Here is a 24436-nt window from a genome sequence, read left to right on the forward strand (position 1 = left end):
CAACCTACGCAGCATGCCCGCCAAGCCAGCGCTAGACAGGCATACTTAAGTACCGGTCACTTCTATCCAATGCCTTATTTACAAAAAATATGTTTACCGATTTGCTTCACCTGCGGACGGCTCCAAATCCATGCGGAGGTCGCCGTCTCCGGGTTGAAATAGTAGATGCAGCCACCGCTCGGGTCCGAGCCGTTGACAGCTTCCATAACCGCTTTTTTCGAGGATTCATTGGGCGTGAGCCAAATTTGCCCGTCCGCTACAGCAGTAAACGCACCCGGCTGAAAAATGACACCGGAGACGGTATTCGGGAAGCTTGGCGATTTGACGCGGTTCAGGATGACAGCCGCCACTGCGACTTGGCCGATGAAAGGCTCACCCCGGGCTTCACCGTTTACGGCGTTTGCCATCAGGTTTATATCCTGTTGGGACAAGCCAAGCTTCGTGTTGGGCGTCATGCCCGCACTTTCCGTCGTGACTGTGCTGCTGCCACCTCCACCGCCAGTTGCAGCTCCTCCACCGCCTCCACCGCTAGCGCTGCCAGCTTGAGGCGCATTAGCGGATCCAGTGACCCAAGGAGGCAAATCCGATGCTTTCGCCTTCCAATCCTTCGTTGCTTCCCACAGCTTTACCTTCGTCTTATCGCCAACAATACCATCCACCGTCAGGCCGAATTCGGATTGAAACCATTTGAGCGATTTTAATGTTTGGTAGCCAAAATCGCCGTCGACGTTTCCATTATAAAAGCCCAGATACTTTAAGCGCCCTTGAAGCTCATATACATCGGCGGTACTGCTGGCACCATAGCGAATCTCTTTATCGCTGAAGGTACGCTCCGTATTCATGCGATGCTTGAGCTCCAGCCCGGCAAATAAAACCAAGACCATACATACCGTGATCACGACCAGTCGTTTATTCATTCGCGACTACTCACCTTTCTCGCCATCGTATCGGCTGCTGCACAAAATGAATGCACCGGGAAATTCCCGGCTCAGCAGCCAACCTTTTTACGGTTATTATGAGAAAGTGAGTCAGCTTCTATTCAGCAAAAAGAGGGAATGCTTGGCATCCCCTCCCCTCACTTATGCTATGAACTTAGACGATTCAGATGGTACTGCTCTAAAGTTACGAGGACCTCCCGAGGCTTACTGCCTTCATAAGGTCCGACCACACCGCGAGCTTCCATCGTATCAATCAACCGGGCAGCCCGGGTGTAGCCGACTCGCATGCGCCGCTGCAGCAACGACACGGATGCCTGCTTGGCTTCAAGGATAATCTGCACGGCTTGGTCATACAGCTCATCTTCGAATTGCTCCTGCGTTTCTTGTTGTTCCTCGACCTGCGGAACCATATCCTCGACGTACTTCGCTTCGCCTTGGGTTCTCACGAAGTTAACCACCGTCTCTACCTCATTATCGGATAGGAAGGCTCCTTGCACCCTGACCGGCTTGGAAGCGCCCATCGGAAGATACAGCATATCTCCCCGACCAAGCAGCTTCTCTGCTCCAACCATGTCCAGAATCGTACGTGAGTCCACTTGCGACGACACCCCGAAGGCGATCCGGGACGGAATGTTCGCTTTGATAACCCCCGTAATGACGTCAACCGACGGCCTCTGGGTAGCGATAATCAAATGAATCCCGGCGGCACGCGCCATTTGGGCTAAGCGGCAGATGGAATCTTCCACGTCGTTCGAAGCTACCATCATCAAATCCGCAAGCTCGTCCACGATTACGACGATAAACGGCAGTGGAGCGCCGGACTGCGTTTCCAACAGCATCGTATTGTAGCCTTCAATGTTCCGCGTCCCGCTCTTGGAGAACAGCTCATACCGTTTCTCCATCTCCACGACGACCTTCTTCAGCGCGAGCGCTGCGCGTCGTGGATCGGTGACGACCGGTGCGAGCAAATGAGGAATGCCGTTATAAACGTTCAATTCCACCATCTTCGGGTCAATCATCAAAAATTTGACTTCGTCCGGCTTCGCTTTATACAACACACTGGTTATGATCCCGTTGATACAAACCGATTTCCCTGAGCCGGTGGCGCCGGCGACGAGCATGTGCGGCATCCGGGCCAAGTTGCCAACGATCGGCTGACCGGATATATCGCGGCCCAATGTAATGGACAGCTTGGCTGCGGAATCCTGGAACGCCGGGCTCTCCATCACCTCTCGCATGGTAACCACCGAGACTTCCGAATTCGGCACCTCAATACCGATCGCCGATTTCCCTGGAATCGGTGCTTCCATCCGAATATCCTTCGCTGCAAGCGCAAGCGCGATATCGTCGGTTAAGCTCACGATCCGGCTCACTTTTACGCCTACATCCGGCTGAATCTCAAACCTAGTGACCGCCGGTCCGCGCACGACCTCGAGCACCTTGGCACGTACGCCAAAGCTCTCAAGCGTGGCTTCCAGCTTTCGCGCAATCGCTTTGTAATCCATGCCATCTGCGCCTTTGCCTGCAGCCGGCTTAGCTAGCAGCTGAAGCGATGGCAGCTCATACGGGATTTCCAGCGGCTTGTTGCCGATGTCAAAATCCTCTTCAGCACCCGCGTCGCTCTCTTCCTCTTTCGCTTGGGAGGCTTTGGCGGCGTTTGTGGGACCATTAGCAGAAGCACTTTTATCCTCTGCAAAGCTCTTTCCATTGGTAATACCAACCTCAGACTCTTGCTTCACCTGCTCCTGGAAATCACGAATGACAGGAATCGCCGATTCGCCAGCGTCATCCTGCTCTTCGTCCTTGAAGGCAGCCGACTTGAGCGTGTCGGGGTAGGCTGGATCCGGCTCTGCGGAATAGACCGTCACCTCAGCCTCTTGCGTCTCCTGCGCCTTCTGCGCTTTCCCAGCAGCCTTCTCCGGCTCCTTGGAAGGATTAATAAGCTCAAAGAATAGAGAGCGCTTCTTGCGTGCTCGATGCTCCTTCTTCTCCGGGCGCAGTGTTTCTTCATCGAATTCATCATCCACATGAACAAAGGCCGCCGCTGGCTTCTTTTTTTTCTCCACCGCGGCAGTGGAGGCTTTAGGGGCTTGTTTGCGCTCCAGCAGTATTCGTTTTATGTATTGGCCAAGCAGCGTTTCCGAGAACTTCTTCCGCCCTCGGATCCGATCGATCAAATCCCCGACCGACAAGCCAGTCAGAAGAATAAAGCCGGTAATAAACAGCGTGTATTGCAGCAGTCTTGCGCCAAGGTTATCGAACAGGAAGTAGAACACCGAGTACAGCAGCGCCCCGATCATTCCTCCGCCCACGCTGTCCGTCAAGATGGCTTGACCTTTCCCCGTCGATTCGAGTCCAGCTACCATACTGACCCACGTCTGCGAAAAAATTTGGCCGGCTGTAAAGTTGCCTTTTGGAAACAGCTGCGCGAACAAGCTGATATGGCTCATAAGCAGCAGCGATAGCAGGATCAGCAGCAGCCCCGACTTCCTCGCGGTTCTCCAAACGGGCCACTCGCGTTTCATCATGATGTACAAGCCCGTGTATATAAAAATTAGCGGGATGATAAAATCGAAGGTGCCGATCACAAAACGGAACAAATACGTCAGAGATCGTGCAACCGACCCTTCACGGGATAAAGCGATAATCGATAACGTCAAGATGACAATGCCATACAGCTCAAATTTTAAGTTCGTCTTGATTCCTTTGCCCTTTTTCCTCTTTCTGGACAAGGCCGCTCACCCCCAAGTTCTTATTATACCATAAACTGGGGTGGCACTACATGCATCCGAATGGCTAGTTTGCGAATACTGGCTGGAACTCGATCAACCGGCCAGGGGCATACTGCGGGTTGAGATAGTCTTGGGGATTGCAGCTGAGCAGCCGTACAATCGTTGCTTGATGCGGATTGATTTGCTGCACTTGCATTGTCACGCCATTGATAACGATCTCCACGGGCGTTTCCACATCCTCCACTCCTTGCATGACCGTTTCATATGGCAAAATCGAGTAATGAATCATTGAACCATCCCTCCAGTATTCGCTTTTCGGCGCTCTTCGATTAGCCGATTCAATTCGCGGATTCCTTCACCAACTCCGCCGAGAGCGTCGATTAAACCGAACTTCACCGCATCCGGTCCCACTACAGACGTTCCGATATCCCGTGTCAGTTCACCGGTTTTGAACATGAGCTCTTTAAATTTTTCGTCCGAAATGTTGGAGTGCCTTGTCACAAACTTGATGACCCGCTCCTGCATTTTATCCAAATACTCGAACGTCTGGGGAACGCCAATGACAAGCCCGTTCAAGCGAATCGGATGAATCGTCATCGTAGCGGTTTCCGCGATCAGAGAGTAGTTGGAGGCGACCGCAATCGGCACCCCTATGCTGTGTCCCCCGCCTAAAACGAGCGTAACGGTAGGCTTGGATAAGGTAGCTATCATCTCGGCGATGGCCAGCCCCGCTTCCACGTCTCCACCCACGGTGTTCAAAATAATTAGAACGCCTTCAATTTTCGGATTCTGCTCGGCTGCTACCAGCTGTGGAATCAAATGCTCATATTTAGTCGTTTTATTCTGCGGAGGCAGCACGATATGCCCCTCGATCTGCCCAATGATGGTCATGCAAAAAATATTCGATTCACCCGTTGGCGTGACCGTTTGCCCCAGCTGCTGAATGGCTTCAACGGTTGCGTTTTTGCGTGCATCCTCCGTCATGGGTGGTGATTGCGGCTGTTCTTCTTCCTGCTTGTTGTTCGATAAAATATACATCCCGGATTCCCCCTGGGTTGCCCCTGACACCATACATTTCCTCCATCGTCAGCAGACAACAAAAGTTTGTAAATCTCCCCTAGTATGGTTCCATCCGTTAAAAATATTCCCGAATACGCAGAAAGACCCTGCGGAGTCGTCAGTAACAACTCGCAAGGTCTTTCATCTAAGTGACGTTGGTATTATATAGCAATGAACGGGCTATGACTGGTGGTTTGTATCATACTTCCATGATGATTGGAAGGATCATAGGTCTTCTTCTGGTTTGTTCATATAAAAATCGTCCAAGTGCATCTTTCACATGGGTCTTCAGCGAAGCCCATTCATTCACGTTCTCATTCATCAAGCGCTGCAAGGTGCTCGTCACGATGCGATTCGCTTCATCCAGCAGCCCTTCGGATTCCCGCACATACACAAATCCACGGGAAATGATGTCTGGGCCGGACAAAATCGCGCCGTCCTGCTTGCTCAGCGTCACCACGACGACCAAGATCCCGTCTTGCGACAGCAGCTTACGATCACGAAGCACGATGTTCCCGACATCTCCTACGCCAAGTCCATCGATTAGAACGTTGCCTGCTGTTACCTTCGAACCTTTGCGGGCTACGCCGTCTTGAATCTCGATCGTATCGCCATTGTCGACGATGAAAATATCCTCCCGCGGGATTCCCACTGCTTCAGCCAGCATTCCGTGCTGTCGAAGCATGCGATATTCTCCGTGAATCGGGATAAAATATTTCGGTCTCATCATGTTCAGCATGAGCTTGAGCTCTTCTTGGCTGCCGTGACCGGAAACGTGAACGCCGGTAATCGAACCCGGTCCATAGATGACATGTGCACCAATGCGCATCAGTTCATCCACGGTACGACCTACGTAACGCTCATTGCCCGGAATTGGAGTCGCTGCGATGATAACCGTATCACCTGGCAAAATATCCACTTTGCGGTGCGTAGAACGCGCCATCCGCGTCAGAGCCGACATCGGCTCTCCCTGGCTTCCAGTCGACAAGATAACCACGCGGTCCGCTGCCAGCTTGTTTACTTCCTCCGGCTCAATTAACATGCCATCCGGAATTCGCAAATAGCCGAGCTCGCTTGCGATGGAAACGACATTGACCATACTGCGGCCAATGACGGTCAGCTTCCGGCGTGTCGTTTCCGCTGCATCGATGACTTGTTGAATCCGATGAATGTTGGATGCGAACGTGGCGATGATAACCCGCTGCTTCGCCTTTCGGAACACTTCCTCGATCTCCGTTCCAACGCTCTTCTCCGATCCCGTATAGCCCGGACGCTCAGCATTGGTGCTGTCAGACAGCAGTGCAAGGACGCCTTTGGCGCCGATCGCAGCCATCCGATGCAGATCTGCATACTGCTCGTTCACCGGCGTTTGGTCGAACTTAAAGTCGCCGGTATGCACCACATTGCCTTCCGGTGTTTCGAGGCATACGCCCACCGAATCCGGGATACTGTGATTCGTCTTGAAGAACGTCGCCGTAATCGTACCGAACTTCAGCTCGGAGTCGGCCGTAATGACGATCCGCTTCGTGTCGCCAAGCAGGTTCGCTTCCTTCAGCTTCGTTTCGATCAGCCCCATCGTAAGACGGGTTCCGTAAACCGGAACATTCAGGCTCTTGAGTACATACGGCAATCCGCCGATATGATCCTCATGACCATGGGTAATAATAATCCCTCTGACTTTATCCCGGTTCTCTACCAGATAGCCAATGTCCGGAATCACGATATCGATCCCGAGCATGTCCTCTTCTGGAAATTTCAATCCGCAGTCAACGACTACGATATCATTCGCGTACTGTATTACATACATGTTCTTCCCGATTTCACCCACGCCGCCCAGGGCAAAAATCGATAGTTTGTCTATATTTTTCTTTGACAAGGGTAATAAACCTCCTCTGAATTAATTGACGACGATTTTCATTATGAACAAAAAGCCTAACAAAACCGCACCAGTCACTTGCCATCATTATACATGAAAAAAATATCCATTTACAAGTCGGCAACAATCATGGGTCCTAGAACCCTACGTAGAATCTATTGTTGCCCAAAAAAATAAAACCGATGCCAGAATGGCACCGATTTGTATAAGCTGAACGGATTAAGAATCCCGTTCGTTGACTTATAGTGTCAGAAGACCTCATTCAAACAAAGAAGCAATGAACTGTCCTTCTTTTTCGGTTACATTCATGAGCGGCAGACGAACTCCACCAACAGAAATGCCTTTATGGTTCAGAGCAAATTTCACTGGGGCCGGGTTCGGTACCGGATACGGACAGTTGAATAGTCCACGGAATACCGGCAACAGCTTGCCATGAAGCTTAGCTGCCCCCTGAACATCTCCCTGCAGATAGCAGTTTATCATATTTTTCATTTCTTTTCCAATCACGTGGCTCGCTACGCTCACAATCCCATGCGCACCGACTGAAAGCGCTGGCAACGTTGCACTGTCATCGCCGCTGTATACTCTGAAGCCCTCTGCAGCCCCATTCGCTATCATGGTCAATTGATCGGTGCTGGCGCAATCTTTAGTCGCTACGATATTAGGGATTTGGGACAGACGAATCGTCGTATCCGCATCAAGATTAACACCGGTACGACCGGGTACATTGTATAAAATCACCGGAATGCTAACGGACTCCGCAATCGCTTTAAAATGCTGATACATCCCTTCTTGGGACGGCCGGCTATAGTAAGGCGCTACCAACAGAAGTGCATCTACGCCAAGCTTCTCAGCTGCTTGAGACAAATGAATGGAATGCGCCGTATCGTTGCTTCCGGTGCCCGCAATGATTTTGTAACGGCCGCCCGCGTGTTTCACCGCAGCTTCGAAGAGCTTCAGCTTCTCTTCTTCCGTTACCGTAGGCGATTCACCGGTCGTACCGCAAATGACCAAACTGTCGCTTTGTTGTTCGTTCACTACGTAGTCCATCAACTTCTCAAATCCAGCCCAATCCACTCGAAGCTGATCGTCAAAAGGTGTTACCAAAGCTGTGATTAATCTGCCAAAATCCACGACAATTCCTCCTAAAGGCTTCCGTAAATTGATCTACTACTCATTTATAAAGTTCAAATTGCTTGTGCAGTGCACGAACGGCTTTGGCCATATCGCGGCCTTGTACCAGCACCCAAATGGTGGCATGGGAATCTGCGGATTGCAAAATCTGTACATCCTCCGCCGTCAGCGCCTCGACAATATGCGCCATAATGCCGGGCACTCCGCTCATCCCTCCGCCAATGACGGACACTTTAGCGCAATTTGGCGTAAGCTGCGGTTCATAGCCCAAGCTGATCAAGGTTTCGACCGCCCGGCTGGCCTCGTTATCAAACACGGTATAGACGACGCCTGACGGATTCACGTTAATAAAATCTACACTGATCCGCTGCTGTGCCATCGCCTTAAAGACGCCGAGCTGAAAATCATAGCTCCCCTTAAGTGCTGACACCTGGATCTGAGTGATGTTCTCGACGTTCGCGATACCGGTTACGAAGCGGTCTTGAACCACTCTGGAATCGTTCCTAATCGCGTCCGGATGAGTAACGAGCGTACCTGGATCCTTGGTAAAGGTAGATCGTACTCGCACAGGTATATTCGCATGCATCGCTACTTCAACAGCGCGAGGATGAATGACCTTCGCACCCAGATGGGCCATATTGCAAATCTCGGTGTAAGAAACGACAGAGAGTGGTTTGGCATCCGACACGATTCGAGGATCTGCGGTCAGGATCCCGCCAACATCCGTGAAGATGTCGACAAGCTCCGCCTTCAGAGCAGCGCCTAAAGCGGTTGCCGATGTATCGCTGCCCCCGCGGCCGAGTGTCGTAAATTCATGTGCTTCCGTCTCACCTTGAAAGCCTGCAACGATGACTACTTCCCCTAGCTCAAGCAGCTCTAGAATGCGCTTCGGGTTAATCTCAACGATCTGAGCGTTGCCGAACTCGGTGTTTGTTCGAATGCCCGCTTGGGCGCCGGTCAAGGCGGATGCGCGAATGCCCGCCGCGTTTAGCAGGCTGCAAAGTGTCGCAGCAGAAATAATCTCTCCGCAGCTAAGCAGCAAATCCCGCTCCTTCAGCGGCAGCTTGTCGCCATTACGGCTTATCCATTCCAATAAGGTGTCTGTTGCGTAGGGCTCGCCCTTGCGTCCCATAGCCGATACGACGACGACTAGTTTGTAGTTTTGCTCCAATGCGTCTTGGATGTGTTCGATAACATGTGCTCTGGCCTCGGCTGTGGAAAGGGACGTGCCTCCAAATTTCTGCACTAAGATCTTCATCAAGATCTCCCCTTTTCATTCAAAAGCCTCTTTCGGATTTAAGCAAAAGCTTGGCTTCCTATGGATCACAGGAAGCCAGCTTGAATGCATTAGTTTTGTTCAATTGCAATATATTCAGCAATCTGCACGGCGTTCCACGCCGCTCCTTTGAGCAGGTTGTCTGAAACGATCCACAGGTTAAGTGCGCGCGGATTACTTAAATCACGGCGAATACGGCCAACGAAAGTTTCCAGCTTGCCAGCGGCCTCCGTAGCGAGCGGATACAGCTGCTCTGCCGGATTATCTTGAAGAATGATGCCTGGCGAATCTGCGAGCAAGCTTTTCACTTCTTCGATATCGAAATCCTGCTTAAGCTCCACATAAACGGACTCAGAATGTCCATACACGACAGGAATCCGTACACAAGTTGCGGTGACTTGAAGCGACTCGTCGTCCATGATTTTTTTCGTTTCGTTGATCATCTTCATCTCTTCGTACGTAAAGCCGTTGTCAACAAACTTATCAATCTGCGGAATCGCATTAAATGCGATCTGATGCTTCTTTGGCAGCGCGCCAACCGGCAAAATCTGCGGTTCTACGACATTGCCTGCAAGCGCTTCTTGGGATTGGCGAAGCATCTCGTTGATAGCGCTAGCACCAGCCCCGGAGACCGCTTGATAAGTCGATACGATGATACGCGAGATGCCGTACCGATCATACAGCGGCTTGAGCGCTTGAACCATCTGGATCGTAGAGCAGTTCGGGTTCGCGATGACCCCATTATGCTCGCTGATTTTGTCGATGTTGACTTCTGGAACGACAAGCGGAGTCTCCGGATCCATCCGGAACGCGCTGGTGTTGTCAATGCATACCGTACCACGCTTGACGGCTTCTGGCACCAAAAGACGGCTAACATCTCCACCGGCGCTGAACAGCGCGATATCGACTCCTTCAAAGCTGTCCGGTGTCGCTTCTTGAATTGTGATTTCATGGCCTTTAAACGAAAGCTTCTTGCCAGCGGAACGAGCCGAGGACAAGAGCTTCAATTCTTGAATAGGGAAGTTCCGCGCTGCCAGCAAACGAATAATTTGCTCGCCTACGGCACCGGTTGCGCCCACTACTGCGACGTTGAACAATTTCTGATTCGGCATTCGTTATGTCTCTCCCCTAGATGGTATATACATTAGGTTATGACTACGATTAATAATTAAACCGTTCAATAATCATGGGCTGCAGCTGCTTACCGGATAATGCCGCTTCACATGTCTCCATGACCAGATCCATCCGCGCTACGAGCGAATTCGGCTTCACATTCGGAGCATCCTGACCAAACGGAACAAAATAAATGTTCTTTGTAATCAACAGCTTGCCGACGTTCATCGCATTGAGCCCGAGCCCATCATTCGTAGATATCGCCAGCACCAGTGGACGTTGATTGCGCATTTGCGCTTTAGCGGCCATCAATACCGGACTTTCCGTCATCGCATTGGCCAATTTGCTCGTCGTATTTCCTGTGCATGGCGCAATGACCATCACGTCAAGCAGCTTGGAAGGACCAAGCGGCTCAGCATCTACAATTGAAGAAATAATATCATTTCCTGTGATGTCTTTCAACTGTTTTTGCCAATTTTCTGAAGTCCCAAATCGGGTATCTGTAGTCATCAGAGTGTACGAAGCGATCGGTACCACCTTGGCTCCAGCATCGACGAACCGCTGAATTTGCGGCATCACCTCTTCAAATGTGCAATGCGATCCGGTAAGTGCAAATCCGACCGTAATATTATTCCAATTCATTCCACTTTCCTCCTCTTCTCTGCATCCTCCATGATGATACGGATCAGCGTGTCGGCAATGATTCTGCCGGCTGTTTTCGGTGCGACGATTCCAGGAAGGCCTGGCGCGAGCAGCGCCTTCACCCCTCGTTTTTCAGCGAAACGGAAATCCGTTCCTCCAGGTTTCGAGGCGAGGTCGATAATTAGCGCGCGATGTGGAAGATTGGCGATGACTTGTGCGGTGACAATCATAGACGGAATGGTATTAAACAGCAAATCAGCCTGTGCTACGTTAGCCATCAATTCCTTCGTATAAAAAGGGTTCATTCCCATCTCCGTGGCGCGTGCGAAGTATTCCGGCTTGTTGACGCCTACTTTGACTTTGGCTCCCATGCCTTGCAGCGTGCGAGCGAGCGTCACTCCCGTCCGCCCAAAGCCCAGCACCATAGACACCGATCCATGGATCGTTATGTCCGTGTTCTGGATGGCCATCATGATAGCGCCTTCCGCAGTAGGAATCGAGTTATAGATGGCGACGTCATCCCGATCGAACAATTCAACAAGCGCAATGCTGTGCTGCGCGCACAGATTTCGTAAGTAGGGCTTCGCCATGCCGGTGAATACCTTGGCATGCTTCGGCAGCGCTGCTATATGTTCATCGAGAAGCTTCAGCTCCTGCGATGAAAAAAGACTCTCTACATTTCCATGATCATCTGTACCCACGGCAGGCAAAATGACGGCGTCCATTCCCTCAAGTGCTTCCGGAGTCAGATCTGCCTTGGTGATTCCGCTGAACTGATTTTGAAGATTATCGAAGCCGATCATCAGGACCGAAGCATCAAGCTCCGTGCATCTCAAAATCACCTCTAACTGGCGTGCATCGCCGCCGATCAGGGCTACTTGAATCCCGGTCAGCATGCATTCTCACCTCTCTTTCTAGTCGGCAGCCATCCATGAGTGAAACCGCATGAGGGCCGCGACCTTAAGTCTCTTTCGCTAACTCATACTATGCGTCAGCCCAAGGATGGGTTCCATGCCGCAAACAAACAAAAAAGCACCGCTCATCCGGGCCATAGCCCGGTGAAGCGATGCTTTTTATTTAGCCAAATCCTATTTTGTTCCGGTATGTCCGAAGCCGCCGGCTCCCCGCTCGGTATCATCGAGCTCGCTTACTTCCAGAAGCTCAATGCGCGGCACCAGCTGGAACACCATCTGAGCAATCCGCTCATTACGTTGAATGGTGAATGGCTCGCGGCCATGATTAATGAGCAGTACCTTGACCTCGCCGCGATAATCCGCATCGATCGTTCCAGGGGTGTTCAAGGTTGTGATGCCGTGCTTGAACGCCAGCCCGCTGCGAGGTCGGATCTGAGCCTCCAGCTCTCCCGGCATAGCTAAGGCAAAGCCTGCAGGGATGAGCGAGCGCTCCCCTGGCTGTAAGGTAACGGGCTCCACCACCGCTGCGTAGAGATCGAAGCCGCTGGCGAGCTCAGACATTTTTTGCGGAAGAGGAACGTCCTCGTTACCCGGCAGCCGCTTGATTTGTACTTGAAACAAGCTAGACAAGCTGATCCCTCCTGAACCCGGCAATCGGGGCGTCAGAAGCGCCAACCATCGCAAGCGCAAACGAGTGCGACAGCATCTCTGCGGTCAGATCACGGATATGATCCATTTCAACCGCTTCGACCTTCTCAATAATCTCGTCCATGCTATAATGTCGGCCCAGCATCAGCTCGTTTTTACCCAATCGGTTCATGCGGCTGCTGGTGCTCTCAAGGCTTAGGATCAAGCTGCCCTTCATTTGCTCTTTCCCTTTGCGAAGCTCACTATCTGTGAGGCCTTTATCCTTAATTTCAGCGAGCATCTCCATGGTCACCTTCAGCACTTCATCCGTCTGCTTCGGTGCGGTGCCGGTGTACACCGTGAACAATCCGCCATCCTGGTAGGAAGTATGGTAAGAGTACACGGAGTAGGCTAGACCGCGCTTTTCACGGATTTCCTGGAACAGTCTGGAGCTCATGCCTCCGCCCAGCGCATTGTTTAACAGCACCATGGCATACAGCCGATCATCCTTGGCGGAAAGCCCCGGAAGCGACAAGCAGATATGGTTTTGCTCCGTTTTCTTCTGATAATACTTTTGCTCGCTTTGAAAGCCCAGCATCGAACTAGCAAGCTCAGAGCCCGTATTGGTGAAGGCTCCGAAATGCTTTTCGATCAACTCGACCACATCATCGTTCACATTGCCTGCGATACTGACGACCGTATTGGCTACGGTATAATGGCTGTTCATATATTGTTTGAGGGTCTCGGAGGTCATAGCCGACAAATTGGCTTGGGTACCGATAATTGTCATTCCCAGTGGATGCTCTCCGAAAGCTGCTTTGGCGATTAAATCATGCACCATGTCATCCGGTGTATCTTCATACATGGAAATTTCCTCGTAGATGACATTCTTCTCTTTTTCCAGCTCGGCCGGATCAAGTACAGAACGGAAAAACATGTCCGAGAGCACTTCAACAGCAAGCGGCAGATGCTCATCGAGCACCTTGCAATAATAGCAAGTGTACTCTTTCGATGTGAACGCATTCACATTCCCGCCAATCCCATCGAAGATTTCGGCAATCTCTTTCGCGGAATATTTGTCTGTGCCTTTAAAGAGCATATGCTCGATAAAATGCGAAATCCCGTTATTTTGTAAATCCTCGTAGCGAGATCCGGTTTTCACCCAAATGCCGAAGGCAACCGAACGGCAAGTTGGAATCTTCTCCACCACGACTCGAAGTCCGCTCTTGAGCGTATATTTTTCCAAGCAATGAGCCTCCTTGATGTACCAAATAATAACTAGATATTAACATTATTGAAGAGTGGACTCAACCTCGGGGATCCGGGAAGGCGAAATAACCTCGCTCACGGTGCCCAAAGCAAGCCCTTTGTTCTTGATTTCACGAATCATTTGCTGCAGCGCACGATTGCTCGAGTCCGTCGGGTGCATCAAGATAAGCGACCCCGGCTCCACGCGTGTGGAGATTTTGCGGACGATCGTTTCAGGACTTGGCTTCATCCAATCGACGGTATCAATGGTCCATAATATGGTCTTCAGCTTCATATCATGCGCAATTTCGACCGTGGATTGATTGAAATCTCCGGATGGCGGCGCAAACAGTTTGTTTTGAAGGCCCAGCTCATTTTTCAACAGCGCTTCCGTTCTAGATATCTCCGATGTCGCCTGCTCGCGGCCAAGCTTGCTCATATCCTTATGCGTATAGGCGTGGTTGCCCGCTTCATGACCTGCTTCGATAATTTTACGAGCCGTAGGAATATTTTTCTTAAGCCAGCTTCCATCGAAAAAAAACGTTGCATGCACATTTTCCTTGCGGAGCGTTTCCAGCATCGGAGCTAAATATTCGTTGCCCCAAGCCACATTAATCATCAGCCCGACCATTCGTTTACTCGGATTTCCCTTATAAATTGGCTGAGCTCCAAGCTGCTCCAGGCTCACTTCCGGCGGTACCTCCCGAAAAACCAGCTTCGGCGGGTTCGGAAACGACTGCTGCTCATTGAGTTGCATCGTCTTTTCCACGTCGACCTCCAGTCCGTTATAGCCCGGAATCGCCTTCCAAACCCGGTCCACCGTAGCATTGACTGGAGGAATGCGCCGCTTGGCTGCTTCCGCTAAAATTTGATCCCGCGCTTGAGCCTTCCGTTCCTCCCGGTTGTTCCACACGTGATTGGCCGGCGGCATCTCGGAAAGTCCGTAGCCTGTCACTGCCATCTCGCCGGAATGCAATTTCGCATACTCTACAAACCGGTCTACCGCAGATGACTTTTGAAGTCCGATCAGCATGCCGCCAAAGCAAAGAGACGCGAACAGCAATTGGTATCGTTTCATGTCTCTACTCCCGTCGATTCCTTGTTTGTCCCAATCTATGCGGAGTCGGACAAGAATAGAACACGAACCTATATGCAGACAAAACAAAAAAGAGACAGACGACTCTGACTCTTTCTTCGTATTGGCTATATTTTGGCTTCCGTTGGGGCGGCTTCCGCTGTCAAAACGGCTTTGCGCGACAGGTTCACGCGACCTTGGGCATCGATTTCCGTGACTTTCACCGTAATCTTGTCCCCGATCTTAACGACATCCTCCACTTTGGCAACCCGTTCGGTTGACAGCTGAGAAATGTGCACCAGACCTTCTTTACCCGGCAAAATTTCCGTAAAGCATCCGAATTTCTCGATCCGCTTTACCGTTCCCAGATAAATCTCGCCTACGATAACTTCGCGAACAATCCCTTCGATGATTTGGCGCGCCTTCTCGTTCATCTCTGCATTGGACGATGCAATAAATACGCGGCCATCCTGCTCGATATCGATTTTCACGCCGGTCTCTTCGATGATTTTGTTGATGATTTTCCCGCCTGCTCCGATCACATCACGGATTTTGTCCGGGTTAATTTGCATGGTAACAATTTTTGGCGCGTATTGCGAAAGCTCGGTTTTAGGCTGTGCGATGCGATCGAGCATTTTGCCCAGAATGTGCATCCGTCCGCTCTTCGCTTGAGCCAAAGACTCCGTCAAAATCGCGCGGTCGATACCATCAATTTTGATGTCCATTTGCAGCGCGGTTACCCCTTTGGCGGTACCAGCTACTTTAAAGTCCATATCGCCGAGATGGTCTTCCATCCCTTGGATGTCCGATAAGATCGAGAAATGTTCTCCGTCTTTGATCAGACCCATCGCAATCCCTGCCACTGGAGCTTTGATCGGTACGCCTGCATCCATCATCGCCAGTGTACTTGCACAAATACTAGCTTGGGAGGTCGAACCGTTCGATTCCAGCACCTCGGATACGAGTCGAATGGTGTACGGGAACTCGGTTTCCGACGGGATGACGGCTAGCAATGCGCGCTCCCCAAGGGCACCGTGACCGATTTCGCGTCTGCCTGGCGGACGAAGCGGTCTGGCTTCTCCGACGCTGAACGGCGGGAAGTTGTAATGATGCATGAAGCGCTTGGTTTCTTCCAAGTCGATCCCGTCGAGAATTTGCACATCGCCGAGGGCTCCTAATGTACATACGCTAAGCGCTTGCGTTTGTCCGCGTGTGAACAATCCGGAACCGTGGGTGCGCGGAAGCAGGTTAATATCGCACTCAATCGGGCGAATCTCCTCCAATGCGCGTCCATCCGGACGGACCTTGTCATGAGTGATCAAGCGGCGAACTTCTTCTTTTACGATATCATAGAGCGTTTCTTTCACATCGCCAAGCTTGTCCGGCGTTTCTGCATATACCTCGGAAAAATGCGCAACTGCTTCGTCATTCACCGCATCGATCGCATCTTGACGGGCGTGCTTCTCTGGAATTTTGATCGCTTCCACGAGACGTGCTTGTGCGAATTCACGAACCGCTTGATTTACTTCGCTGTCCACGCTGTGCAGCTTCACTTCCATTTTCGGCTTGCCGGCATCCTTCACGAATTGCTCTTGAATCGCTACGATCTTGCGAATTTCATCATGACCGAACATGATGGCTTCCAGCATGACCTCTTCCGGCACTTCATCCGCGCCTGCTTCAACCATCATAATGGCATCCTTCGTACCGGCTACGACCAGATGAATATCGCTCTTCTCCGCTTGCTCCAGCGTTGGATTGATGACAAATTGACCGTCAATCCTTCCGACGATGACGCCGCCCACTGGACCGTTAAACGGTACGTCAGAGATGCTAAGCGCCGCGGATGTCCCGATCATCGCTGCGATCTCTGGAGCGCAATCCTGATCTACGCTCATGACCATAGCTACGATTTGTACATCATTCCGGAAGCCTTCCGGGAACAATGGACGAATCGGGCGGTCCGTCAACCGGCCAGCCAAAATCGCTTTCTCGCTTGGACGTCCTTCGCGTTTAATGAAGCCGCCCGGGATTTTACCTACCGAATACAACCGCTCCTCATAGTTCACGGTCAGCGGGAAAAAATCCAAATCTTTAGGCTCGGACGAAGCCGTCACCGTACATAGCACAACTGTTTCGCCGTAGCGAGCTACAACTGCAGCATTGGCTTGCTTGGCCAATCGGCCGGTTTCAAGAATGAGCGGACGTCCGCCTAGTTCCATTTGCACCTTTTTCTCCATATTCAACCTCCTCGTTAAATAACACTTCCACTACTTCTTATGTACTTCATTCCCCTAACCATTCTGCATATTGGCTAGTATTTCCTTCTTTAGCCCAAAAAAAACAACCCCGCTGCCCGTGCATCCAAACGATTAAAGCCGGACGCACACGTTGGACAAACGTGGTTGCTTTTTGTTGTTAAGCTGACTGACAGCTGGCACCGAGCATGCCCGATATACCAGCTGGAGTAAAATTAACGGCGAAGACCGAGTTTTTCGATCAGGGCGCTGTAACGTTTAACGTCCTTGTTTTTCAAGTACGTAAGCAGTTTACGGCGTTGGCCGACCATTTTGAGCAGACCGCGACGAGAATGGTGATCTTTCTTGTGCGTCTTCAGATGGCTGGTCAAGTTTACGATGTTTTCGGTAAGAATCGCGATTTGAACTTCAGGGGATCCTGTGTCGTTCTCGTGAGTCTTGTGTGTTTGGATCAGTTCCTGTTTGCGCTCTTGTGTCAATGCCATGCTGATTCACCTCCGTGGATTATTAGTTTGTTGAACACCTGTGGCCCAGAGAACGTTGGAGTGTCGCTTCTCCATGCCAAGGCACTTCTGTCTATCGCGCAATGCAGCGAATCGACAACGTTTCATAGTATAACACAATCCATCTATAAAAGTAAAATAGTATTACGAGCTTTGCATCGTTTTTCTTTCGGCTAGCACCGACTTGGCCTGATCGGCGTCTTTGCTGATTTGCGCGATGAGCTCTTGAATGGATGCGAACTTCCGTTCTGGACGAATGTAAGCTAGCAAAGCCACCTCAATCGGCTCCCCATAGATCGTTTCGGAAAAATCGAACAAATGCGCCTCCAACGTCGGTTGAAGAAGATCCGTGCCAAAGGTAGGCTTCAAACCAATGTTCATCACCCCGTCGTACTTTTGGCCTCGAACGGTTGCCTCCACAGCATATACGCCATTGGCCGGGATGACAAACGGCTCCGCCACTCCAATGTTGGCTGTCGGAAATCCAATCGTCCGGCCGCGGGCCTCACCGTGCACAACACTTCCGCGGATACTATAGGGGCGCCCTAGCAGCGCTTCGGCACCGGCCACGTCACCGCTCTGCAATCGCTCACGAATCAGCGTGCTGCTGACCTTGTGGCTATTCAGATGAAAGGGCCGAACAATCTCTACTACAAAACGGCCTTTCGCAAGCTCGCACAGCGTATCCGGTGTTCCAGCTCCCTTATGACCGAACTTGAAATCGAAACCGACGAACACGGTGTTGACTTGTAATGGAATTAACATTTGTTCTACAAATTGCTCCGGTGTCACCCGCATAAACGATTCGTTGAAGTTTACAATATACATTGTATCGACTCCGAGCCGTTCCAGCATTTCTTGCTTGGCTGCCAGCGGCGTGAGAACCTGTGCATACTTGTCCAGTCCCAGCACCTGTCTGGGATGTGGGTGAAAGGTCATGATCGCGGACGGCAGTCGCAGCTCCGAACTGCGCTGCACCGCTCGCTTGATGACTTCTTGGTGCCCTAGGTGTGCGCCGTCGAATTCCCCGATCGCAACAATTTGTCCCGGAGCGATCACTTCATGGTTCTGCAGCGGAAACTGCAGATGTACAGTTTGCATCGTCGCTTGTCACCTTCATTCTTTCAGGCGGGGTATGCAGATCTTACATTTTATGAGAAAACTTTCACTGGAGTGAGCAGCTGTAGCTCCGGATTCCATTCGAAAATCCCAATCAGCAGTTGCTCTTCCGAAAGACAAGCATAAACAGAAGCGTCTTGGTCACTAAGGGACATTCGAACTTTCTGACCCAATAGTGCTTTCTGAGTCTGAGTTGCATTCAGCCTAAGGGTAGGCATATGAGCAAGCGCCTGCTCCATCGTGAGCAGCTTCGATTGCAGCTCACCGCTGCGCTGCAGCTCCTCTACCTGTTCCAGCGTCAGGCAGCTCTCGGGTCCAATAGCTCCCGTGGAAGTGCGGACCAATTCCGCCATTACCGCAGGAACACCGAGTGCTCGGCCGATATCAACACACAGCGTACGTATGTACGTTCCCTTTGAGCAAAGAACGCGAAACCGCACCTCCGGGAAATCACCGGACCAATCGGTATCCAATACCTGAATGCCATGAATGGTAACGACCCGCGATTTACGCTCGACCTCTACTCCTTGACGGGCTAATTCGTAAAGCCGTTTGCCATCCACCTTAACCGCGGAATACATCGGCGGTACCTGCTCAATTTCACCTTGGAAACGTCCGATCACTTCCACGACTTGCTCCGGAGTTAGCCGATCCCGAACATGAGGAGCCTGCTCCACGATTTCGCCGCTCAAATCCTCCGTATCCGTAGCCATGCCAAGACGCAGGCGCGCTTCATATTCTTTTGGCAAATCTTGAATGTACTCGACCAGCCTAGTAGCCCGGCCAATGCATAGCGGCAGCACACCGGTCACCGCCGGATCAAGCGTACCGGTATGACCGATTCGTTTGATTTTTAAAATGCGGCGCACCTTGGCCACTACATCATGCGAAGTGAATCCTTTCGGCTTCCATATCGGTAAAATGCCTTCCAAACTCATGATAGCGCCAAACCTACTTCCTCTACTACGCGAGTGATAGCTTCTTCCATGGAGCCATGAACCGTGCAGCCTGCTGCTTTGATGTGACCACCGCCGCCGAAGCGTTTGGCTATGGCTGCCACGTCCGCCTGTCCTCCAGAACGAAGACTAACCTTGATAACACCCGACTGCTTTTCTTTAAAAAGTATACCGACTTCCACGCCTTCCACATTGCGCGCATAATTGACCAGCCCGTCCATGTCTTCGCTAGAAGCGTCCGTATCCGCTAGATCATTGATAGTGACCGAAAGCCACGCCACCCGCTTGTTATAGGCGAAGGAGAGCGTATTCAATCCTTTTTTCAATAAGGAAACTTGGCCATAAGTCATTTTCTCCAACAGCCTCTCGGCCAGCTCGTACCCACGCACTCCGCGGGTTAGCATATCTGCTGCGATCTGAAGCACTTTGGGGGACGTATTGGAATACCGGAACCCGCCCGTATCGGTTAGTAAGCCGGAATAAATGCAAATATTGAGTTCCGGGGTAAACGAAATCCCGAGCTCGACGGATAAGTCGTACAGCACCTCGACGGTTGCTGCCGCATCCGAGCGAACCAGATTCGCGTGTCCAAACAGATCATTCGTTGCATGATGGTCAATATTCAGGATCAGCACTTCATCCTCGAAGCATTCGTTCACGTTGCCGATCCGTGCATAATCTGCACAATCCACTGAGATAACCCTCCCAAACTTGCGTTCAGGCGGGTTCATCTCGTGGTTGATTATGGTATTCGGGCCGGCCATGTACATAAACTTCTCCGGCATCGGCCCTTCATTCATAAGCGTGTACCGTTTGCCTAGCGATTGCAGCATAAAGGCAACGGCGAACGTCGAGCCTGCGGCATCCCCATCCGGCTGCATATGAGAGACGACCAAAAAATCGTCGTGCTCTCGAATGAAATCGGCCGCGGCCTGCAGCTGTAAGGCGTAGGCATCTCCCATCATACGCTCGGGTTCTCCTCATTGATTTTATGAAGCAGCGATTCAATCTTACTGCCGTAATCAATAGAAGCATCGAACTTAAAGATCAAAGTTGGGATTTTGCGCATCTGGATCCGTTTGCCAAGCTCCGAACGTAGAAATCCGCTGCTGCGAGCCAGTGCCTTTAGTGTTTCGTCCCGTTGCTCATCACTGCCCAAAACGCTCAAGAACACTTTCGCATGTGAAAAATCGTTCGTTACCTCGACGCCCGTCACTGTGATAAATCCAATGCGGGGATCCTTGAGCTCCGACTGGATAATCTGGCTCAGTTCTTTCTTAATTTGCTCTCCAACTCTTCCGACACGAATTTTCGCCATGCCTTATCACCTCTCAACAGTTTCCATAACGAAGGCTTCAATGATGTCGCCTTCTTTAATATCATTATATTTATCGAGAGATATACCGCATTCGTATCCTTGAGCGACTTCTTTCGCATCGTCCTTGAAACGCTTGAGCGAATCGATCTTGCCGGTGTAGACCACGATACCAGCGCGGATCAAGCGTGCTTCAGCGTTACGAGCGATTTTACCGGATGTAATCATGCAACCTGCGATGACGCCCACCTTGGAAACCTTGAACACGTTACGCACTTCTGCGTGTCCGATGACGACTTCCTTGTAGGTTGGGTCAAGCAAGCCTTTCATAGCCGACTCAATTTCTTCCATCACCTTATAGATGATGCTGTGCATGCGGATATCTACTTTTTCTTGATCCGCTGTGTTTTTCGCTTGTGGTTCAGGACGAACGTTAAAGCCGATAACGATGGCATTCGATGCCGAAGCCAGAATAACGTCAGACTCCGTAATCGCGCCTACACCGCTATGCAAAATTTTAACCCGTGCGCCTTCCACATCAATCTTCTCGAGGGATCCCTTGAGTGCTTCTGCAGAGCCTTGCACGTCTGCTTTGATAATAACGTTGAGATCCTTGATGTCGCCTTCTTTGATTTGTTTGTACAAATCATCCAGTGTAACACGTGAATTGGCACCCATCTCGGATTGACGCAAAGTAATAGCACGCTTCTCTGCGATGGCTCTTGCCTTACGCTCATCTTCAAAGGCAAGGAACGGATCTCCCGCCTGAGGAACCTCTGTCAAACCGGTAATCTCAACTGGAGTGGATGGACCTGCTTCTTTCAGCTTCTTGCCTTTGTCGTTGACCATAGCACGGACACGTCCGAAGCATACGCCAGCTACAAAGCTGTCTCCCACTTTCAGTGTACCGTGCTGAATCAACACGCGTGCAACCGGTCCTTTACCTTTATCCAGCTCCGCCTCAATCACAGTACCTCTAGCGCGTTTGTTAGGGTTCGCTTTATACTCTTGCACTTCCGCCACGAGCAAAATCATATCGAGCAAATTCTCAAGACCGATGCGCTGCTTCGCCGAAATGTTGCAGAAAATCGTATCTCCGCCCCACTCTTCCGGTACGAGCTCGTACTCGGTCAATTCTTGTTTAATGCGGTCCGGGTTAGAATCCGGCTTGTCAATTTTATTGACGGCCACGATAATCGGCACCTTAGCAGCTTTTGCATGCGCAATGGCTTCAATCGTTTGCGGCATTACACCGTCATCCGCTGCAACCACGATGATCGTGATGTCTGTCACTTGCGCGCCGCGGGCACGCATGGAAGTAAACGCCTCGTGACCTGGGGTATCCAGGAACGTGATTTTTTTGCCATGCGTTTCGACTTGATAAGCACCGATATGCTGTGTGATCCCACCTGCTTCGCCTTCGGTTACGTTCGTTTTACGGATCGCATCCAGCAATGTCGTTTTACCATGGTCAACGTGACCCATAATCGTGACGACCGGTGGACGCTCCATCAGATCTTCCTCTTCGTCCTTCTCTTCGAACTGCTCGAACTTATCTTCCTCTACCGGAATTTTCAATTCCACTTCCACACCATAATCGGAAGCGAGCAGTTGAATCGCGTCGAGATCCAGCTCTTGGTTGATGGTCGCCATCACACCAAGGAACAGAAGCTTCTTGATGACTTCCGATGCATCCTTGTGCAGCGCTTTTGCCATCTCACCTACTGTCATCGTTCCTCGAACAATAATTTTCTTCGGTGTATTATCAATCTTTGGCTTCGGTGGCTCTTGATTTCTTCCGCCACGTCCGTTATAACGTTGATTACCGCGTCCTTGAGGTCCTTTGCCGCCTGGCTTACCATCTTCAAACCGCTTAGTGGCCGGTTTCGCTTTTCTTGGACCTTTGTTGCTATCGTCACCATCAATATCGATCACTGGTGGTGCTGCAGTTCTAGCGTTCGCAGTTGCATTGAAGCGACCGTCATTACGATTCCGGTCATTATTACTGCGCTGCTCAAAGTTACCTCCGGCGCGGCGCTGTTCCGTACGTTGGCCTTGGCCACCGGCCGAAAATCCTTGGCCACCGCCTTGACCGCCTTGTGGACGGCTGCCGCTGTTGCTGCTGAAGCCTCCCCGGTTTCCTTGACCTCCGCCTTGGCCCTGACCGCCGCCTTGACCTTGGCCGCCGCGATAGCCACCGCCTTGACCTTGACCACCTTGACCCGAGCCTTGCGGTCTGCTGCCTTGATAACCGCCTTGACCCGAACCTTGCGGTCTGCTGCCTTGATAGCCGCCTTGACCGGAACCTTGCGGTCTACTGCCTTGATAGCCACCTTGACCGGAACCTTGCGGTCTACGATCTCCGCCTTGATAGCCTTGACCGGAACCTTGCGGTCTGCTGCCTTGATAGCCACCTTGACCGGAACCTTGTGGTCTGCGATCTCCGCCTTGACCTTGACCTTGCCCACCGCGATATCCGCCGCCTTGACCTTGACCTTGACCTTGACCTTGACCTTGACCACCGCGATAGTTCGGGTTGCCGCCTTGACGATGCTGTCCTTGTCCATGACTATGACGTTCTCCATCTTGACCTTGGCCTTGCGGTCTGCGATCTTCTTGCGCTTCTCCACCGGATGGTGCGGAAGCGACCGATTGCACTTGTGCCGATTGGGGTCTTTGCTCCGGCTTTGGTTGTACTGCTACCGTCTGCTGCCTCGACTCCGGTCTTGGAGCCGGCTTATCGGCCGGTTTCGTGTTTGCGTTGGAGCTTGCTCCACCGTCTCTTTTGGCTGCTGCGTTTGCTTTTACGTCTTTGAAAAATTTCTCTACACTGTCCACCGCATCGTTCTCCATTACGCTCATATGATTATTAACTGGAATATTAAGTCGTTTCAAAATCGTTATAATTTCTTTGCTGCTCATGTTCAGCGATTTTGCGTACTCGTATACTCTGAGTTTATCTTTATTATTATCTTGTTTTGTCAATACCGTCCACCTCCGTGCATTCTCTTACTGCTTCAACAACATACGCGCAAAGCCGGCATCCGTGACAGCGACAACGACTCGCGTTTCTTTTCCGATACTTGCCCCGAGCTGGTCGCGAAGGCCGAACCGATGTATAGGAACCTGATAATAGCTGCATTTGTCGTTCAATTTCTTATAGGTGTTGTCCGAAGCGTCTTCCGCTACAATAACCAGTTTCGCTTCACCCTGGCGAACGGCTTCGATGACCATCTCCTCACCGGAGACGATCTTCCCAGCCCGTTGGGCCAACCCCAAATTCGAGAAAAATTTATTGTTCGTCATGCTCATCATCATCCACCGCATCTTTTCCGGCTATAAACTCGTCTTCCACTTTAATAAAATCCTGCTCAAGGGCATCGTAAATGTCCGGACTGACTGGCGACTTTAACGCTCGATCAAGCGCACGCGATTTTTTTGCCAGTTTGAAGCAGGAGAGCTTTCCGCACAAGTAGGCGCCGCGTCCGGCCTTTTTGCCCGTTAAATCGATAAGAAGCTCATCGGCGGGCGTTTTCACCACACGGATCAGTTCTTTCTTGGACATCATTTGCTGACAGGCAACACATTTACGAAGAGGTATTTTTCTTTGCTTCATTGGATCCCACCTCCCGTGTGGCTGTATGAAAGCTT

Annotated in this window: 22 protein-coding genes; all 22 read right to left on the bottom strand. The window is 51.2% G+C overall.

Annotation, left to right across the window (positions count from 1 at the left end):
- Positions 1–74: 74 nt before the first annotated feature.
- Positions 75–917, bottom strand: a complete 843-nt coding sequence (gene sleB / locus FPZ49_RS07595; protein ID WP_144845168.1) for a spore cortex-lytic enzyme — start codon at positions 915–917, stop codon at positions 75–77.
- A gap of 167 nt (positions 918–1084) precedes the next feature.
- Complete coding sequence (locus FPZ49_RS07600; protein WP_144845170.1) at positions 1085–3670, bottom strand: DNA translocase FtsK; 2586 nt, start codon at positions 3668–3670, stop codon at positions 1085–1087.
- Between the two features lie 64 nt (positions 3671–3734).
- On the bottom strand, positions 3735–3959 hold the full coding sequence (locus FPZ49_RS07605) for a YlzJ-like family protein (RefSeq protein WP_144845172.1): 225 nt from the start codon (positions 3957–3959) through the stop codon (positions 3735–3737).
- Positions 3956–4708 (bottom strand): ClpP family protease, encoded by a 753-nt coding sequence (locus tag FPZ49_RS07610; protein WP_144845174.1) that lies wholly within the window; start codon positions 4706–4708, stop codon positions 3956–3958. The genes FPZ49_RS07605 and FPZ49_RS07610 overlap by 4 nt, the downstream gene beginning before the upstream one ends.
- A 220-nt stretch (positions 4709–4928) precedes the next feature.
- Complete coding sequence (locus FPZ49_RS07615) at positions 4929–6605, bottom strand: ribonuclease J (protein WP_144845176.1); 1677 nt, start codon at positions 6603–6605, stop codon at positions 4929–4931.
- Positions 6606–6863: 258 nt separating this feature from the next.
- The gene (gene dapA / locus FPZ49_RS07620) at positions 6864–7739 is read right to left on the bottom strand and encodes a 4-hydroxy-tetrahydrodipicolinate synthase (protein ID WP_144845178.1); all 876 of its coding nucleotides are present in this window, start codon (positions 7737–7739) and stop codon (positions 6864–6866) included.
- A 40-nt stretch (positions 7740–7779) separates the two neighbouring features.
- Positions 7780–8997, bottom strand: a complete 1218-nt coding sequence (gene dapG, locus FPZ49_RS07625) for an aspartate kinase (RefSeq protein WP_144845180.1) — start codon at positions 8995–8997, stop codon at positions 7780–7782.
- An 89-nt stretch (positions 8998–9086) separates the two neighbouring features.
- Entirely contained in the window at positions 9087–10127 is a 1041-nt protein-coding gene (locus tag FPZ49_RS07630; protein ID WP_144845182.1) for an aspartate-semialdehyde dehydrogenase, read from the bottom strand.
- 49 nt (positions 10128–10176) lie between these two features.
- Positions 10177–10770, bottom strand: coding sequence for a dipicolinate synthase subunit B (locus FPZ49_RS07635; RefSeq protein ID WP_144845184.1), 594 nt, complete (start codon positions 10768–10770; stop codon positions 10177–10179).
- Positions 10767–11666: a dipicolinate synthase subunit DpsA gene (gene dpsA / locus FPZ49_RS07640; RefSeq protein ID WP_144845186.1), complete on the bottom strand. Its 900-nt coding sequence runs from the start codon at positions 11664–11666 to the stop codon at positions 10767–10769. Before dpsA ends, FPZ49_RS07635 begins: the two co-directional genes overlap by 4 nt.
- A gap of 192 nt (positions 11667–11858) precedes the next feature.
- The gene (gene dut, locus FPZ49_RS07645; protein ID WP_144845330.1) at positions 11859–12305 is read right to left on the bottom strand and encodes a dUTP diphosphatase; all 447 of its coding nucleotides are present in this window, start codon (positions 12303–12305) and stop codon (positions 11859–11861) included.
- A 1-nt stretch (position 12306) separates the two neighbouring features.
- On the bottom strand, positions 12307–13557 hold the full coding sequence (locus FPZ49_RS07650; RefSeq protein WP_144845188.1) for a M16 family metallopeptidase: 1251 nt from the start codon (positions 13555–13557) through the stop codon (positions 12307–12309).
- 45 nt (positions 13558–13602) lie between these two features.
- Positions 13603–14637, bottom strand: a complete 1035-nt coding sequence (locus FPZ49_RS07655; protein ID WP_144845190.1) for a polysaccharide deacetylase family protein — start codon at positions 14635–14637, stop codon at positions 13603–13605.
- Between the two features lie 125 nt (positions 14638–14762).
- A complete protein-coding gene (gene pnp / locus FPZ49_RS07660; RefSeq protein ID WP_144845192.1) occupies positions 14763–16874 on the bottom strand; it encodes a polyribonucleotide nucleotidyltransferase in 2112 nt (703 codons plus the stop codon).
- Positions 16875–17107: 233 nt separating this feature from the next.
- On the bottom strand, positions 17108–17377 hold the full coding sequence (gene rpsO / locus FPZ49_RS07665; protein WP_054795795.1) for a 30S ribosomal protein S15: 270 nt from the start codon (positions 17375–17377) through the stop codon (positions 17108–17110).
- 162 nt (positions 17378–17539) lie between these two features.
- Positions 17540–18496, bottom strand: a complete 957-nt coding sequence (locus FPZ49_RS07670) for a bifunctional riboflavin kinase/FAD synthetase (protein ID WP_144845194.1) — start codon at positions 18494–18496, stop codon at positions 17540–17542.
- 50 nt (positions 18497–18546) lie between these two features.
- Positions 18547–19452 (bottom strand): tRNA pseudouridine(55) synthase TruB, encoded by a 906-nt coding sequence (gene truB / locus FPZ49_RS07675; protein WP_144845196.1) that lies wholly within the window; start codon positions 19450–19452, stop codon positions 18547–18549.
- Positions 19449–20435, bottom strand: coding sequence for a DHH family phosphoesterase (locus tag FPZ49_RS07680; RefSeq protein ID WP_144845198.1), 987 nt, complete (start codon positions 20433–20435; stop codon positions 19449–19451). Before FPZ49_RS07680 ends, truB begins: the two co-directional genes overlap by 4 nt.
- Entirely contained in the window at positions 20432–20788 is a 357-nt protein-coding gene (rbfA, locus tag FPZ49_RS07685; RefSeq protein WP_144845200.1) for a 30S ribosome-binding factor RbfA, read from the bottom strand. Before rbfA ends, FPZ49_RS07680 begins: the two co-directional genes overlap by 4 nt.
- Positions 20789–20794: 6 nt before the next feature.
- Positions 20795–23770 (bottom strand): translation initiation factor IF-2, encoded by a 2976-nt coding sequence (infB, locus tag FPZ49_RS07690; protein WP_144845202.1) that lies wholly within the window; start codon positions 23768–23770, stop codon positions 20795–20797.
- A 24-nt stretch (positions 23771–23794) separates the two neighbouring features.
- Positions 23795–24091, bottom strand: coding sequence for a YlxQ family RNA-binding protein (locus tag FPZ49_RS07695; protein WP_144845204.1), 297 nt, complete (start codon positions 24089–24091; stop codon positions 23795–23797).
- The gene (gene rnpM, locus FPZ49_RS07700; RefSeq protein ID WP_144845206.1) at positions 24078–24401 is read right to left on the bottom strand and encodes an RNase P modulator RnpM; all 324 of its coding nucleotides are present in this window, start codon (positions 24399–24401) and stop codon (positions 24078–24080) included. The genes FPZ49_RS07695 and rnpM overlap by 14 nt, the downstream gene beginning before the upstream one ends.
- Positions 24402–24436: the final 35 nt, after the last annotated feature.

This window comes from Paenibacillus cremeus, from assembly GCF_007786445.1.
GTDB classification, from domain to species: domain Bacteria; phylum Bacillota; class Bacilli; order Paenibacillales; family NBRC-103111; genus Paenibacillus_G; species Paenibacillus_G cremeus.

Coding starts and splice junctions, on each gene's coding strand:
- FPZ49_RS07610 (WP_144845174.1), bottom strand. CDS start 4,708: ATGTATATTTTATCGAACAACAAGCAGGAAGAAGAACAGCCGCAATCA.
- FPZ49_RS07670 (WP_144845194.1), bottom strand. CDS start 18,496: ATGCAAACTGTACATCTGCAGTTTCCGCTGCAGAACCATGAAGTGATC.
- FPZ49_RS07655 (WP_144845190.1), bottom strand. CDS start 14,637: ATGAAACGATACCAATTGCTGTTCGCGTCTCTTTGCTTTGGCGGCATG.
- FPZ49_RS07605 (WP_144845172.1), bottom strand. CDS start 3,959: ATGATTCATTACTCGATTTTGCCATATGAAACGGTCATGCAAGGAGTG.
- rpsO (WP_054795795.1), bottom strand. CDS start 17,377: ATGGCATTGACACAAGAGCGCAAACAGGAACTGATCCAAACACACAAG.
- truB (WP_144845196.1), bottom strand. CDS start 19,452: ATGAGTTTGGAAGGCATTTTACCGATATGGAAGCCGAAAGGATTCACT.
- FPZ49_RS07680 (WP_144845198.1), bottom strand. CDS start 20,435: ATGATGGGAGATGCCTACGCCTTACAGCTGCAGGCCGCGGCCGATTTC.
- dapG (WP_144845180.1), bottom strand. CDS start 8,997: ATGAAGATCTTAGTGCAGAAATTTGGAGGCACGTCCCTTTCCACAGCC.
- rbfA (WP_144845200.1), bottom strand. CDS start 20,788: ATGGCGAAAATTCGTGTCGGAAGAGTTGGAGAGCAAATTAAGAAAGAA.
- rnpM (WP_144845206.1), bottom strand. CDS start 24,401: ATGAAGCAAAGAAAAATACCTCTTCGTAAATGTGTTGCCTGTCAGCAA.
- pnp (WP_144845192.1), bottom strand. CDS start 16,874: ATGGAGAAAAAGGTGCAAATGGAACTAGGCGGACGTCCGCTCATTCTT.
- FPZ49_RS07695 (WP_144845204.1), bottom strand. CDS start 24,091: ATGACGAACAATAAATTTTTCTCGAATTTGGGGTTGGCCCAACGGGCT.
- dpsA (WP_144845186.1), bottom strand. CDS start 11,666: ATGCTGACCGGGATTCAAGTAGCCCTGATCGGCGGCGATGCACGCCAG.
- FPZ49_RS07630 (WP_144845182.1), bottom strand. CDS start 10,127: ATGCCGAATCAGAAATTGTTCAACGTCGCAGTAGTGGGCGCAACCGGT.
- sleB (WP_144845168.1), bottom strand. CDS start 917: ATGAATAAACGACTGGTCGTGATCACGGTATGTATGGTCTTGGTTTTA.
- FPZ49_RS07635 (WP_144845184.1), bottom strand. CDS start 10,770: ATGAATTGGAATAATATTACGGTCGGATTTGCACTTACCGGATCGCAT.